Genomic DNA, 15,119 nt, shown 5'->3' on the forward strand with positions numbered 1-15,119 from the left:
CCGACGGGCGGCCCACTCGCCTGCACAAGGAGTCACCATGAAGCGTGCGTTGATCGTTGTTGCCTTGCTCATCGTTGTCCTGCTCTGCGCCGCCGGCGGGTACGTCTACAGCAAACAACCGACACGTCAGGGCCAGGTCGAACTGCGCAACCTGCAAGGCTCGGTGACTGTGCGTTACGACGAGCGCGGTGTGCCGCATATTCGCGCCGAGAACGAAACCGACCTGTATCGCGCCCTCGGTTATGTGCACGCTCAGGATCGGTTGTTCCAGATGGAAGCCATGCGCCGTCTCGCCCGGGGTGAGCTGGCCGAAGTGCTGGGACCGAAACTGCTCGACACCGATAAGCTGTTCCGCAGCCTGCGCATCCGTGAACGTGCGGCCAGTTACGTCGCCGGTCTCGACAAGCAGTCGCCGGCGTGGAAGGGCCTGCAAGCGTATCTGGATGGCATCAACCAATATCAGGACACCCACGCGGCGCCGATCGAGTTCGACGTGCTGGGCATCGCCAAGCGGCCGTTCACTGCCGAGGACAGCATCAGCGTCGCGGGGTACATGGCCTACAGTTTTGCCGCCGCGTTTCGCACCGAGCCGCTGCTGACCTACGTGCGCGATCAGCTCGGCGCCGACTACCTGAATGTCTTCGATCTCGACTGGCAAGCCAAAGGCGTTCTGGCCCCCGATCACGCCAGGCACAAACCAGCTCTCGCCGCTGGCGACTGGCAAGACCTCAACACCCTCGCCCGCCTCAGCGAGCAGGCACTGATCGACAACGGCCTGCCGCAGTTCGAAGGCAGCAACGCCTGGGTCATCGCCGGCAGCCGTAGCCAGAGTGGCAAGCCGCTGTTGGCCGGCGATCCGCACATTCGTTTCTCGGTGCCGTCGGTGTGGTACGAGGCGCAGTTGTCGGCGCCGGGCTTCGAACTGTACGGCCATCATCAGGCACTGGTGCCGTTTGCGTTTCTGGGACACAACCTGGATTTTGGCTGGAGCCTGACCATGTTCCAGAACGATGACCTGGATCTGATTGCCGAGAAGGTCAACCCGGACGACCCCAATCAGGTCTGGTATCGCGGCCAGTGGACCGACATGGTCGTCACCGAGCAGCAGATCAATGTGAAAGGCCAGGCGCCCGTGACCATCACCTTGCGCCAGTCGCCGCATGGACCGATCGTCAACGATGCCCTCGGCAGCGCTGCCGGGAAAACACCGATTGCGATGTGGTGGGCCTTCCTCGAAACGCCGAACCCGATTCTTGAAGGCTTCTATCAGCTCAACCGCGCCGACACCCTGGCCAAGGCACGCACTGCGGCGGCCAAGGTGCAGGCGCCGGGTCTGAATCTGGTTTACGCCAACGCCAAGGGCGACATCGCCTGGTGGGCCTCGGCCTTGCTGCCCAAGCGTCCGGCCGGGGTAAAACCGGGTTTCATTCTTGACGGCAGCACGCCTGAGGCGGACAAGGACGGCTACTACCCGTTCAGCGCCAATCCGCAGGAAGAAAATCCGGCGCGCGGCTATATCGTTTCGGCCAACTTCCAGCCCGTCTCGCCGACGGGGATGGAAATTCCCGGTTACTACAACCTCGCCGATCGCGGCCAGCAGCTCGATCTCCAGCTCAGCGACAACCGCGTGAAGTGGAGCAACGAGGCCAATCAGAAGTTGCAGTTGGGCACGGCGACCGCCTACGGGCCGCGTCTGTTGAAACCGCTGTTGCCGGTGTTGCGTGAGGTGGTGAGTGATCCGGCTCAACTGAAGCTGGTCGAGCAACTGGCGCAGTGGCCTGGCGACTACCCGCTGGACTCGGTCACGGCGACGGTGTTCAACCAGTTCCTCTACGACCTCGCCGACGCGGCCATGCGCGATGAGTTGGGCAATGCCTTTTTCGAGACGCTGTTGTCGACGCGGGCGGTCGATTCCGCACTGCCGCGACTGGCGGCTAATGTCGATTCAGCGTGGTGGGACAATCGCAGCACGCCGGCCAAAGAGAGCCGCGCCGACGCTGTGCGCACGGCATGGGCGGCGAGCATGGCGCATCTCAAGCTGACGCTTGGCGACGATGTGGCAGGCTGGCAGTGGGGCGCGGCGCACACCCTGACGCATGGCCATCCGCTGGGGCAGCAGAAGCCGCTGGATCGCCTGTTCAATGTCGGCCCGTTCGCGGCGCCGGGCAGCCATGAAGTACCCAACAACCTCTCGGCGAAAATCGGCCCGGCACCGTGGCCGGTAACTTACGGGCCGTCGACACGGCGGCTGGTGGATTTTGCCGATCCGGCGCATGGCTTGACCATCAACCCGGTCGGCCAGAGTGGTGTGCCGTTTGACCGGCACTATGACGACCAGGCTGAAGCGTATATCGAGGGGATTTATGTACAGGCGCACTTCAGTGAAGAAGAGGTGCTGGCGAATACGCGCAGTACGTTGAGGCTGTTACCGGCGCGCGCTGGGCAATAGAGTTCTGCCGTCTGCACCGGCCCCTTCGCGAGCAGGCTCACTCCTACAGTTGATCGCATTCCTTCAGGAAAAACGCGGTCAATTGTAGGAGTGAGCCTGCTCGCGATGAGGCCCATCCAGTCAGTACATGTCTTAGAGGATTACGGCAAAATTCAACCGAAACTGCTGCGGCGTCACGCCCAGCCGTCGGTTGAACACGCTGCGCATATGTTGCGCATCGCGAAACCCGCACTGGTACGCCACGGTTTTCAGCGGTGCCGCTGTGCTTTCGAGCATCACCCGCGCCGCATCCACGCGCGCCCGTTCGACAAACTCCGCAGGCGTTACCTTGGCCTCTCGCGTGAACACCCGGGAAAAATTCCGCGCACTCATGTTGGCCGCACTGGCCAGATCGGCAATCGTCAGATCCCCGGTGAGATTGGCCAATACGTACAGCTGCACCATCGCCACCGCCGACGTCGGTTCGGCATGTGGCGTGAGGAAAGGACTGAACTGCGATTGCCCGCCCGAGCGCTGGGTGAACACCACCAGACGTTTCGCCACATTCAGCGCGACCTCGGTGCCATGGTCGCGCGCCAGCAGGTAGAGAGACAGATCGATGCCCGCCGTGACCCCCGCCGAGGTGTAGAGGGTGTCGTCTTCGACATACAGACGATCCGCTTCAACCCGCGTCGTCGGACATAGCCGCGCCAAGGCCTCGGCATCGTTCCAATGGGTGGTGACTGTGCGCCGCTCCAGCAAACCGGCACGCGCCAGCATGAACCCGCCGTTGCAGATTGAGCCGAAGCGCCGGGCACGGCCACAGGCGTCGCGCAGCCAGGCGTCGAAGGTCGCGCCGAGATCCATGAACGGCAATTGCGGGCCACCGGCGACCAGCAGCAGGTCATAGGCGTCGAGCACTTCGCTGAAATGGCGATGAGCATGGAGGGTAAGGCCGTTGGAGCAGGCCATCGGCCCACGCTCCAGGCCGATCACCTCCAACCGATAGTGATCCTGCGCTGCGAGGAAACGGTTGGCCTCGGCGAACACATCCATGGGGCCGCTGTCGTCCAGCGATTGCACGCCGGGGAATACGACGATGGCGACGGATTTGTTCATGGCTCAAACGCCCTCATTGCTTGTGGCAAACACAATCCCTGTGGGAGCGGGCTTGCTCGCGAAGAGGCCATTACCTGCAACATCTCCGTTGAATGGCACACCGCCTTCGCGAGCAAGCCCGCTCCCACATGGGCCATGTCTGGCTTGTTGATCGAGCCAACCCTAGCCAAATCCCACCCGGCAAGCGAGCTTGGCACGATTTGCAAGTGCAATGGCAAGGATCGCAGCCATGCCTCGATTGTTCGCTCGGAGCGTCGAGAACAGACTTTCCCCATCAACGCCACAACGGCGTTTTCGCTGAGGAAAACCAAAATGTCCAGCACCATCGCCGGCATCAAAATCCCCGACAGCGCCCTCGCCCGGGCTACCACCGAATACATCCGTGACATCGAATCCGACCTGCTCTATCACCACTCGCGCCGGGTATTTCTGTTCGGAGCCTTGAGCGGCGAGCGCCAACAACTGGCCTACAACCCGGAGCTGTTATACGCCGGCGCGATGTTTCATGACCTGGGTCTGGTCGAAGGCCATCGCAGCGACGATGAGCGTTTTGAAGTGGACGGTGCGAATGCCGCGGCAGCCTTTCTCAAGCCGTACGGGCTGAGCGATGACGACATCGAGCAAGTGTGGCTGTCGATCGCCTTGCACACCACGCCGGGCGTGCCCAGGCATCTGCGCCCGACCGTGGCGCTGGTTACTGCCGGTGTGGAGATGGATGTGCTGGGTATGGACTATGCGACGTTCAGCAACGTGCAGCGCGAAGCCGTGGTGCATGCGCATCCACGCGGAGAGGGTTTCAAGGAATGCATCATCTGCGCGTTTGCCGACGGCTTGCGCCATCGTCCGCAGACCACGTTTGGCAACGTGAAGACTGATGTGCTGGTGGATCAGGAGCCGGGGTTCAGGCCGATGAACTTTGTCGAGGTCATCCGCAATTCTCCCTGGACTGCATAAATCCCCTGTAGGAGTGAGCCTGCTCGCGGTGGCGTCGTGTCAGCTGAATAATGCTTGGCTGACACACCGCTATCGCGAGCAGGCTCACTCCTACAGTTTGGATTTGGGTTGACCTCGGGAATGAGGCCAACCCGACCGGCTCACACGGTTTGCGGCGCTGGCGCGCGGCGGGCGTCCGGTTGCTTCCACGAATCGGCCGCGCTTTCTTCGATGGCTTGCTGGATGGCTTTTTTGCGTGCTTCTTCGGCGCGGCGGCTGAAGAACCACACCAGGAAGGTCACCAGCGACACCGCCAGCAAAATCAGGCTGGCCACGGCGTTGATCTCAGGCTTCACGCCCAGACGCACCGCCGAGAACACTTCCATCGGCAAGGTCGTCGACCCCGGGCCGGACACGAAGCTCGCCAGCACCAGGTCATCCAGCGACAGGGCGAACGACATCATCCCGCCCGCCGCCAGCGACGGCGCGATCATCGGGATGGTGATCAGGAAGAACACCTTCCACGGCCGCGCCCCCAGGTCCATTGCCGCTTCTTCGATCGACAGGTCCAACTCACGCAAACGCGCCGACACCACCACCGCAACATACGCCGCACAGAACGTGGTGTGGGCGATCCAGATGGTGACGATGCCGCGCTCCTGCGGCCAGCCGATCATCTGCGCCATGGCCACGAACAGCAGCAACAGCGACAGACCGGTGATCACTTCGGGCATCACCAACGGCGCGGTCACCAGACCGCCGAACAGCGTGCGGCCCTTGAAGTGGGTGATGCGCGTCAGCACGAATGCCGCCAGTGTGCCGAGAGCGACCGCGGCGACCGCCGTGTAGCAGGCGATTTCCAGCGAGCGCAGCACCGAGCCCATCAGTTGCGAGTTATCGAGCAGGCCGACGTACCACTTGATCGACCAGCCGCCCCACACCGTCACCAGTTTCGAGGCGTTGAACGAATAGATCACCAGGATCAGCATTGGCAGGTAGATGAATATCAGGCCCAACACCAACATCAGGCTGGAGAAACGGAAGCGCTTCATTCTTTACCCTCCATTTCCTTGGCCTGACTGCGGTTGAACAGAATGATCGGCACAATCAGGATCGCCAGCATCACCACCGCCAGCGCGGACGCCACCGGCCAGTCGCGGTTGTTGAAGAACTCTTGCCAGAGCACCTTGCCGATCATCAGGGTTTCCGGACCGCCGAGCAGTTCCGGGATCACGAATTCGCCGACCACCGGGATGAACACCAGCATGCAGCCGGCAATGATCCCGTTCTTGGACAGCGGAATGGTGATTTTCCAGAAGCTGTTGAAGGTACTCGACCCCAGGTCAGAAGCGGCTTCCAGCAAGCTGTTGTCGTGCTTCACCAGGTTGGCATACAGCGGCAGGATCATGAACGGCAGGTACGAATAGACCACGCCGATATACACCGCCAGGTTGGTGTTGAGGATCTGCAGCGGTTCGTCGATCAGGCCCATGCTCATGAGGAAACCGTTGAGCAGGCCGTTGTTGCTGAGAATGCCCATCCACGCATAAACGCGGATCAGGATCGCGGTCCAGGTCGGCATCATGATCAGCAGCACCAGCACCGTTTGCAGCTCTTTGCGCGCACTGGCGATGGCGTAGGCCATCGGATAGCCGATCAGCAGGCAGAGTACGGTGCTGATAAAGGCCATTTTCAGCGAGCCGAGGTACGCGGCGATGTACAGTTCGTCATCGCCAAGCAACGCGTAGTTGCCCAGGTTCAGCAGCAGTTGCAGCTTCTGCTCGGCGTACGTGTAGATCTCGGTGTACGGCGGGATCGCCACATCGGCTTCGGCGAAGCTGATCTTCAGGACGATGAAGAACGGCAGCATGAAGAACAGAAACAGCCAGATGAACGGCACCCCGATGACCATCTGCCGGCCATTGGGGATGATTCGGTTGATACGCCGTTTGAATTTGCGCATGTTCATGAGCGAAGCACCACGCCGCTGTCATCTTCCCACCACACGTAAACCTGATCGCCCCAGGTCGGACGCGCGCCGCGGCGTTCGGCGTTGGCGACAAACGACTGCACCAGTTTGCCGCTCGGCAATTCGACGTAGAACACCGAGTGGCCGCCGAGGTAGGCGATGTCATGCACCTTGCCGCTCGACCAGTTGTATTCGCAAGTCGGCTGCTCTGCTGTCACCAGCAGTTTTTCCGGACGAATTGCGTAGGTGACCGACTTGTCCTGCACCGAAGTACTGATGCCGTGGCCGACGTAGATCTGCCGGTCGAGGTCCTTGCAGGTGATGGTCGCGTGGCCTTCGGCGTCGTCGATCACTTCACCTTCGAAGATATTCACGTTACCGATGAATTCGCAGACCAGACGGCTGGTCGGGGTTTCGTAAATGTCGATCGGGCTGCCGATCTGCGCGATCCAGCCCAAGTGCATGATCGCGATGCGCTCGGCCATGGTCATGGCCTCTTCCTGGTCGTGGGTCACCATCACGCAGGTCACGCCGACGCGCTCAATGATTTCCACCAGTTCCAGTTGCATCTGCGAACGCAGTTTTTTGTCCAGCGCGCCCATCGGTTCGTCGAGCAGCAGCAGCTTCGGCCGCTTCGCCAGGGAACGCGCCAGCGCCACCCGCTGACGTTGACCGCCGGACAATTGATGCGGCTTGCGCTTGGCGTACTGGCTCATCTGAACCAGCTTGAGCATCTCGGCCACGCGGGCGTCGATTTCAGCCTTGGGAATCTTGTCCTGCTGCAGGCCGAAGGCGATGTTCTGCGCCACGGTCATGTGCGGGAACAAGGCGTAGGACTGAAACATCATGTTGATCGGACGTTCGTACGGCGGCATGTCGGTGATATCGACGCCGTCGAGGAAGATGCGCCCCTCCGTGGGCCGTTCGAAGCCTGCGAGCATGCGCAGCAGGGTCGACTTACCCGAACCCGAACCGCCGAGCAGGGCGAAGATCTCGCCCTTCTTGATTTCCAGGGACACGTCGTCCACGGCAATCGTCTCGTCGAACTTCTTGGTGACCCGGTCGATTTTGACCAGCACCTGTTTGGGTGTCTGGTCGCCCTCGAGGGCTTTCTTGTAGGCGCCGGAGGCAACTGCCATTTACGAAACTCCCAACAGAAGCAGTGGTTCGCCACGCAAGACGAACCCTGGATAGTTTGTGCGTTATTTGCCCGACTTGACCTTGGTCCAGCTGCGGGTCATCAAACGCTGAATATTGGCTGGCAACTCGGTCGACACGTAGGTCTTGTCGAGGACTGCTTGCGGTGGGTAAACCGCTTCATCGGTGCGAATGGATTGCTCCATCAGCGAGTCCGAACCCGGGTTGGGGTTGGCGTAACCGACGTAATCACTGACCTGGGCGATCACCTCAGGTTTCAGCAAGTAGTTGATGAACGCGTGGGCTTCTTTGACGTTGGACGAATCCTTGGGGATCGCCAGCATGTCGAACCACAGCGCGCCGCCCTCTTTCGGGATCGAGTAGGCGATGTTGACGCCCTTCTTGGCTTCCTCGGCACGGTTCTTCGCCTGGAAGATGTCGCCGGAGAAACCGATGGCCACGCAGATGTCGCCGTTGGCCAGATCACCGATGTATTTCGAGGAGTGGAAATAGGTCACATAAGGACGCACCGCGAGCAGCTTGGCGGTGGCTTTTTCGTAGTCCTTGGTGTTGGTGCTGTTGGCGTTCAGGCCCAGGTAATTGAGCATGGTCGGCATCATCTCATCCGCCGAATCGAGGAACGCAACGCCGCAGCTGTGCAGCTTCTTGATGTTTTCCGGCTCGAACAGCACGGCCCAGGAATCGATCTTGTCGATGCCGAGCACGGCTTTGACCTTGTCGACGTTATAGCCGATGCCGTTGGTGCCCCACAGATACGGCACGGCGTAAAGGTTGCCGGGATCGTTCTGTTGCAGGCGCTTGAGCAGCACCGGGTCGAGATTGGAATAATTAGGCAACTGCGCCTTGTCGAGTTTCTGGAATGCGCCCGCCTTGATCTGCTTGCCAAGGAAATGGTTGGACGGCACGACCACGTCGTAACCGGTGCGCCCGGCGAGCAGCTTGCCTTCCAGGGTTTCATTGGAATCGAAGACGTCGTAGACCGGTTTGATCCCGGTCTCTTTCTCGAAGTCGGCCAAGGTCGATTCGCCGATGTAATCGGACCAGTTATAAATATGCACCGTCCCGGCGGCCTGGGCACCGACCATGAACGTCAGGCCGGCAGCGGCCAGCAGGGCATTGCGCAACGAAGAAAAAATAGGCAAGTGGAGGTCCTCTAAATTAGTTGGGCCCAAGTTGCCCCGCGCTGCATGACAGCCATGGCTGCCCGACAACAAAACCGGCGCGCAACTTACCCTCGAAAAACCGATCCAGCAAAACTTTCCGTCATTTAATTATTCCGCTGGCCGCCGTCGCGGCGACGACGGCCAGTGGTTGTGGCATCAAACCGGCTTATTTGCCCGATTTGATCTTGGTCCAGCTGCGGGTGATCAGACGCAGCGTCGCGGCGTCCAGATCGCTGATCGCATAGAGCTGCTTCTTCACTTCAGCCGACGGATAGATGCTTGGGTCGCTGGTGATGTCCTTGTCCACCAAAGGCGTGGCGGCCTTGTTGCCATTCGGGAAACGCACGGCATTGGTGATGCCGGCCATCACTTGCGGCTCGAGCAGGTAGTTCATGAACTTGTAGGCCGCCTCGACGTTTTCGGCATCCTTCGGAATGGCGACCATGTCGTAGAAAGTACCGGCGCCTTCTTTTGGAATGGTGTAGGCCAGTTTGACCTTGTCACCGGCTTCCTGGGCGCGGGTCTTGGATTGCTCCAGGTCACCCGAGTAACCGACGGCGACGCAGATGTTGCCGTTGGCCAGGTCGGAGATGTACTTGGACGAGTGGAAGTAGGCGACCGAAGGACGGATCTTGAGGAACAGGTCTTCAGCGGCTTTCAGGTCAGCCTTGTCTTTGCTGTTGGTCGGTTTGCCCAGATAGTGCAATGCCGCCGGGATCATTTCGGTCGGGGCATCGAGGAAGCTCACGCCGCAGCTTTTGAGTTTCTCGATGTTTTCCGGCTTGAACACCACGTCCCACGAATCGATCTTGTCGATGCCCAATGCAGCCTTGACCTTGGCCGGGTTGTAGCCAATGCCGATCGAGCCCCACATGTACGGGAAGGCGTGTTTGTTGCCCTGGTCGCTGGCGTCGCCAACAGCCTTGAGCAGGTCTTCGTCGAGGTTTTTCCAGTTTGGCAGTTTGGACTTGTCCAGTTCCTGGTAAACGCCGGCCTTGATCTGCTTGGCGAGGAAGTTGTTGGAAGGCACCACGATGTCGTAACCGGACTTGCCGGCCAGCAGCTTGGCTTCCAGGGTTTCGTTACTGTCGAAGACGTCGTAGACGACTTTGATCCCGGTGGCTTTTTCGAAGTTGGCCACGGTGTCCGGCGCGATGTAGTCGGACCAGTTGTAGACGTGCAATACCTTGTCGTCCGCCTGAACCGCACCCGCCATCATGCCCGCCATGGACAGCGCGAGCAGAGTCTTGCCAGCTAGCTTTTTACCTAATGCCTTCATGCGTCATGCTCCAAATTTTTTCTTTTTTGAACCACTGTGTTCAGCGGCCGAACCCGGACAACTGGAACCGCGGCTAGTCTGGCAAGATCCGAGGCGCTCTTTCAAGGAAAGACCAGCCTTTCTGACAGCTTTGAGCGAGTGTGCCGCAGCTCCCCCGCTCAAAGCCTAGCACCTAGGCCTGCAGCGCACCGAGGGTCAGGTCCAGACACTTGCGTGCCTTTGTAACCAGCTCATCGATCTCCGCTTTGCTGATCACCAGCGGCGGCGCGATGATCATGGTGTCACCCACGGCGCGCATGATCAGGCCGTTGTCGAAGCAGAACTGCCGGCAGATCATGCCGACGCCCTTGCCTTCGTAACGCTTGCGTGTGGCCTTGTCCTGCACCAGCTCGATCGCCCCCAACAGACCGACGCCGCGAACTTCACCCACCAATGGGTGATCGTTCAGCTCGCGCAGACGTTTCTGCAAATACGGTGCCGTTTCGTTGTGGGCGTTCTCGATAATTTTCTCATCGCGCAGGATGCGGATGTTTTCCAGACCCACCGCCGCTGCCACCGGATGCCCGGAGTAGGTAAAGCCGTGGTTGAAGTCGCCGCCCTCATTGAGCACCGCTACCACCGAATCACGCACGATCAGGCCACCCATCGGGATGTAGCCGGAGGTCAGGCCCTTGGCGATGGTCATCATGTCGGGCTTAAGGTCGTAGAAATCGCTACCGAACCACTCACCGGTACGGCCGAAACCGCAGATCACTTCATCGGCAACAAAGAGGATGTCGTACCTGGCGAGGATCTCCTTGATGCGCGGCCAGTAGGTGTCGGGCGGAATGATCACGCCACCGGCACCCTGGATCGGCTCGGCTATAAAGGCACCGACGTTGTCGACGCCGACTTCGAGAATCTTCTCTTCCAGTTGATTGGCCGCCCAGACGCCGAACTCTTCCGGGGACATGTCGCCGCCTTCGGCGAACCAGTACGGTTGGGCAATGTGGACGATGCCCGGAATCGGCAAATCGCCCTGCTCGTGCATGTAGGTCATGCCACCCAGGCTGGCGCCGGCCACGGTCGAACCGTGATAACCGTTCTTGCGGCTGATGATGACTTTCTTGTTCGGCTGGCCTTTGATCGCCCAGTAGTGGCGAACCATGCGCAGCATGGTGTCGTTGCCTTCGGAACCGGAGCCAGTGAAGAACACGTGGTTCATGCCTTCTGGCGCGACGTCAGCGATCGACTTGGCCAGCTCCAACGCCGGCGGGTGGGCAGTCTGGAAGAACAGGTTGTAGTACGGCAGCTCGCGCATCTGTTTGGCGGCAGCATCGGCCAGTTCATCGCGGCCGTAACCGATGGCCACGCACCAGAGGCCGGCCATGCCGTCGAGGATCTTGTTGCCTTCGCTGTCCCACAGGTAAACGCCCTTGGCGTTGGTGATGATCCGCGGGCCCTTCTCTTTCAGTTGCTTGAAGTCACTGAACGGGGCCAGGTGGTGATCGCTGCTCAGCGCTTGCCACTCACGGGTTTGCGGGTTGTTGCTGGTCATGCCAATTCTCCTTGTTATCGGTGAAGGCGCGACGGCTGGCCGCCGCGCCCGGCGTATCAGACGGCGAAGAGCAGGTACTCACGCTCCCAGGAACTGATCACGCGCTTGAAGTTTTCATGCTCGGCCCGCTTGACCGCGACGTAGCCCGTGATGAAATTCTTGCCGAGGTACTTCTCGACAGTCTTGCTGTTTTCCATGCGCTCCAGCGCATCTTCGATGGTCAGCGGCAGACGCAGGTTACGGCGCTCGTAACCACGACCGACAACCGGTGCGCTCGGATTAAGGCCTTCAACCATGCCGATGTAACCGCAGAGCAGGCTCGCGGCGATCGCCAGATAAGGGTTGGCGTCGGCGCCCGGCAAGCGGTTTTCCACACGACGGTTCTGCGGGCCGGCGTCCGGTACGCGCAGGCCGACGGTACGGTTCTCCTCGCCCCACTCGACGTTCACCGGCGCCGAGGTGTCCGGCAGGAACCGGCGGAACGAATTGACGTTCGGCGCGAACAGCGGCAACAGCTCGGGGATCAGTTTCTGCAGGCCACCGATGTGGTGCAGGAACAACTGACTCATGGTCCCGTCTTCGTTAGAGAAGACGTTCTTGCCGGTCTGAATGTCGATGATGCTCTGGTGCAGGTGCATGGCGCTGCCCGGCTCGCCGGTCATCGGCTTGGCCATGAACGTCGCGGCCACGTCGTGCTTGAGTGCGGCTTCGCGCATGGTGCGCTTGAACACCAGAATCTGGTCGGCCAGCGACAGGGCATCGCCGTGACGGAAGTTGATTTCCATCTGCGCCGTGCCGTCTTCGTGGATCAGCGTATCAAGGTCCAGCTCCTGCAGTTCGCACCAGTCGTAGACGTCTTCGAACAGCGGGTCGAATTCGTTCGCCGCTTCGATGGAGAACGACTGGCGACCGATTTCCGGACGGCCCGAGCGGCCAATCGGCGGCTGCAACGGATAGTCGGGGTCGTCGCTGCGCTTGGTCAGGTAGAACTCCATTTCCGGCGCCACGATCGGCTGCCAGCCCTTGTCGGCATACAGCTTCAAGACTTTCTTGAGCACGTTGCGCGGCGACAGCTCGATCGGGTTGCCTTGCTTGTCGTAGGTGTCGTGAATCACCTGCGCGGTTGGCTCGATGGCCCACGGCACCAGGTACACGGCGTTCTGGTCGGGACGGCAGATCATGTCGATGTCGGCCGGGTCGAGCAGTTCGTAATAGATGTCGTCTTCGACGTAGTCGCCGGTCACGGTCTGCAACAGCACGCTTTCGGGCAGACGCATGCCTTTCTCGGCGATGAACTTGTTGGTCGGCGAAATCTTGCCCCGGGTGATGCCGGTCAAGTCGGCGATCATGCATTCGACTTCTGTGATCTTGTGGTCTTTCAACCAATCGGTGAGCTGGTCGAGGTTGTTACTCATAAATGCCTCTGGGCTGAGTCTCCTGACGCAAGGTCAGGCAAAGTTTGACGCCTGGAGCGTCGCGTTAAAGGGGGCTTGCTCGCGCAGTGCCGGCTTACGCCTGGCACCGCGCATAAACAATGAAAGAAGAGCTTACCTGCCCTTTACGCTGGCGTTGCATTTCCCGTGCACTTTCGAAACGTGCAGCCACCCGTGCAGAATCACGAGCACGGCGCTGCGCGCGGCACGGGCTTTGAGCATGAAAGAGTTCTATAGTGAGAGGAGACGCCATAAAGCGGATGCTATGCCCGACGTCCAGAATATCGGACGCTGCCGTTTTGCCGGTTGTTGACGACGATGTCGTCGACAGGTTGCGCGCCTTGCTGGCTGCGCTACGGACGGATTGATCGCCACTGATGTGATGAGCATGCAGACCGGACTGTTGCGAGCAGTCGGTGATGCCGATTAACGGCAGGCGAGACATGAAGCACCCCGGTATTATTGCTGTTATGGGTTTGACCGGAGCTTAGCCTTGTTCATTTTTTTACACAACACCCCCGTAAAAAATACAACACGGCCTGCTCAAGCCCGCGGTTGGTGAGCATCTGCAAGGGCAAAAACAGCCCCAAAATGCCCCATAAATGCCCTCACAGCGCTTTTTTAGGGCAAAAAAGGCCTCGCTTGACTTCGGCAGGCCGTTCGGGTTGACTGAAACCAGAAAAGATCAATGATTGATATTTTTAACAACAAAGGTGTTGCATCATGTCGGTACCCCCGCGTGCCGTTCAGCTTAACGAAGCGAACGCGTTCCTTAAGGAACATCCTGAGGTTCTGTACGTTGACCTTCTGATTGCGGATATGAATGGTGTGGTGCGCGGCAAGCGCATCGAACGCACCAGCCTCCACAAGGTTTACGAGAAAGGCATCAACCTGCCGGCCTCTCTATTTGCTCTGGATATCAACGGCTCCACGGTGGAAAGCACCGGTCTGGGCCTGGACATCGGCGACGCCGATCGTATCTGCTATCCAATCCCCGATACCCTGTGCAACGAGCCATGGCAGAAGCGCCCTACCGCGCAGCTGTTGATGACCATGCACGAACTCGAAGGCGACCCGTTCTTCGCCGATCCGCGTGAAGTACTGCGCCAGGTAGTGGCCAAGTTCGATGAACTGGGGCTGACCATCTGCGCCGCCTTCGAACTCGAGTTTTACCTGATCGACCAGGAAAACGTGAACGGCCGTCCACAGCCGCCACGCTCGCCGATCTCGGGCAAACGTCCGCACTCGACGCAGGTTTACCTGATCGACGACCTCGACGAATACGTCGACTGCCTCCAGGACATTCTCGAAGGCGCGAAAGAACAAGGCATCCCGGCCGATGCAATCGTCAAGGAAAGTGCCCCGGCGCAGTTCGAAGTCAACCTGCACCACGTTGCCGACCCGATCAAGGCGTGCGACTACGCGGTCCTGCTCAAGCGTCTGATCAAGAACATCGCCTACGACCATGAAATGGACACCACCTTCATGGCCAAGCCGTATCCGGGCCAGGCGGGTAATGGTCTGCACGTGCACATTTCGATTCTGGACAAAGCCGGCAAAAACATTTTTGCCAGCGAGGATCCCGAGCAGAACGCCGCGCTGCGTCACGCGATCGGCGGTGTGCTCGAGACCCTGCCCGCGCAGATGGCTTTCCTCTGCCCGAACGTCAACTCCTACCGTCGCTTCGGCGCACAGTTCTACGTACCGAACTCGCCGTGCTGGGGCCTGGACAACCGCACCGTGGCGATTCGCGTGCCGACCGGCTCCTCCGATGCCGTGCGTATCGAACACCGCGTTGCCGGCGCCGACGCCAACCCGTACCTGCTGATGGCTTCGGTATTGGCCGGCGTGCACCACGGTCTGGTCAACCAGATCGAACCGGGCGCGCCTGTCGAAGGCAACAGCTACGAGCAGAACGAACAGAGCCTGCCGAACAACTTGCGTGATGCCCTGCGCGAGCTGGACGACAGCGAGGTGATGGCCAAGTACATCGATCCGAAGTACATCGATATCTTCGTCGCCTGCAAGGAAAGCGAGCTGGAGGAGTTCGAACACTCCATCTCCGACCTTGAGTACAACTGGTACCTGCATACTGTTTAA

General features: G+C 60.0%; 11 protein-coding genes and 1 pseudogene. 3 read left to right on the forward strand and 9 right to left on the reverse strand.

What is annotated here, in order from left to right:
* Nucleotides 1–37: 37 nt before the first annotated feature.
* Complete coding sequence (locus tag HU765_RS22395) at nt 38–2,449, forward strand: penicillin acylase family protein (protein ID WP_186623035.1); 2,412 nt, start codon at nt 38–40, stop codon at nt 2,447–2,449.
* A gap of 132 nt (nt 2,450–2,581) precedes the next feature.
* Here HU765_RS22395 and HU765_RS22400 read toward each other — a convergent pair whose 3' ends face one another.
* Complete coding sequence (locus HU765_RS22400) at nt 2,582–3,547, reverse strand: helix-turn-helix domain-containing protein (protein ID WP_186623037.1); 966 nt, start codon at nt 3,545–3,547, stop codon at nt 2,582–2,584.
* A 312-nt stretch (nt 3,548–3,859) separates the two neighbouring features.
* Here HU765_RS22400 and HU765_RS22405 point away from each other — a divergent pair, with 312 nt between their 5' ends.
* On the forward strand, nt 3,860–4,501 hold the full coding sequence (locus HU765_RS22405) for an HD domain-containing protein (protein ID WP_186623038.1): 642 nt from the start codon (nt 3,860–3,862) through the stop codon (nt 4,499–4,501).
* Between the two features lie 140 nt (nt 4,502–4,641).
* Here the strand turns inward: HU765_RS22405 and HU765_RS22410 are convergent, their stop codons facing one another.
* From HU765_RS22410 to HU765_RS22445, 8 genes and pseudogenes are all read right to left on the reverse strand, one after another.
* Nucleotides 4,642–5,532 (reverse strand): ABC transporter permease subunit, encoded by an 891-nt coding sequence (locus tag HU765_RS22410; RefSeq protein WP_122748323.1) that lies wholly within the window; start codon nt 5,530–5,532, stop codon nt 4,642–4,644.
* Nucleotides 5,529–6,410 carry an ABC transporter permease subunit gene (locus tag HU765_RS22415; protein ID WP_186551270.1) on the reverse strand — a complete coding sequence of 294 codons (882 nt, stop codon included), beginning with the start codon at nt 6,408–6,410 and terminating at the stop codon, nt 5,529–5,531. Before HU765_RS22415 ends, HU765_RS22410 begins: the two co-directional genes overlap by 4 nt.
* Nucleotides 6,411–6,445: 35 nt before the next feature.
* On the reverse strand, nt 6,446–7,588 hold the full coding sequence (gene potA / locus HU765_RS22420) for a polyamine ABC transporter ATP-binding protein (protein WP_186623040.1): 1,143 nt from the start codon (nt 7,586–7,588) through the stop codon (nt 6,446–6,448).
* A gap of 63 nt (nt 7,589–7,651) precedes the next feature.
* Nucleotides 7,652–8,749, reverse strand: a complete 1,098-nt coding sequence (locus HU765_RS22425) for a polyamine ABC transporter substrate-binding protein (protein ID WP_186551262.1) — start codon at nt 8,747–8,749, stop codon at nt 7,652–7,654.
* Nucleotides 8,750–8,936: 187 nt separating this feature from the next.
* Nucleotides 8,937–10,049, reverse strand: a complete 1,113-nt coding sequence (locus tag HU765_RS22430; RefSeq protein ID WP_186551263.1) for a polyamine ABC transporter substrate-binding protein — start codon at nt 10,047–10,049, stop codon at nt 8,937–8,939.
* Nucleotides 10,050–10,221: 172 nt separating this feature from the next.
* Nucleotides 10,222–11,586 (reverse strand): aspartate aminotransferase family protein, encoded by a 1,365-nt coding sequence (locus HU765_RS22435; protein WP_186623042.1) that lies wholly within the window; start codon nt 11,584–11,586, stop codon nt 10,222–10,224.
* Between the two features lie 56 nt (nt 11,587–11,642).
* Nucleotides 11,643–13,001 carry a glutamine synthetase family protein gene (locus HU765_RS22440; protein ID WP_186551265.1) on the reverse strand — a complete coding sequence of 453 codons (1,359 nt, stop codon included), beginning with the start codon at nt 12,999–13,001 and terminating at the stop codon, nt 11,643–11,645.
* A gap of 346 nt (nt 13,002–13,347) precedes the next feature.
* A pseudogene (locus HU765_RS22445) lies at nt 13,348–13,464 on the reverse strand (gamma-glutamyl-gamma-aminobutyrate hydrolase family protein); the annotation flags it as partial.
* Between the two features lie 278 nt (nt 13,465–13,742).
* On the opposite strand from HU765_RS22445, the gene HU765_RS22450 reads away from it, so the two are divergent.
* Complete coding sequence (locus tag HU765_RS22450; RefSeq protein ID WP_186551266.1) at nt 13,743–15,119, forward strand: glutamine synthetase family protein; 1,377 nt, start codon at nt 13,743–13,745, stop codon at nt 15,117–15,119.

This window comes from Pseudomonas sp. SWRI81 (genome assembly GCF_014268545.1).
GTDB lineage: Bacteria > Pseudomonadota > Gammaproteobacteria > Pseudomonadales > Pseudomonadaceae > Aquipseudomonas > Aquipseudomonas hamedanensis.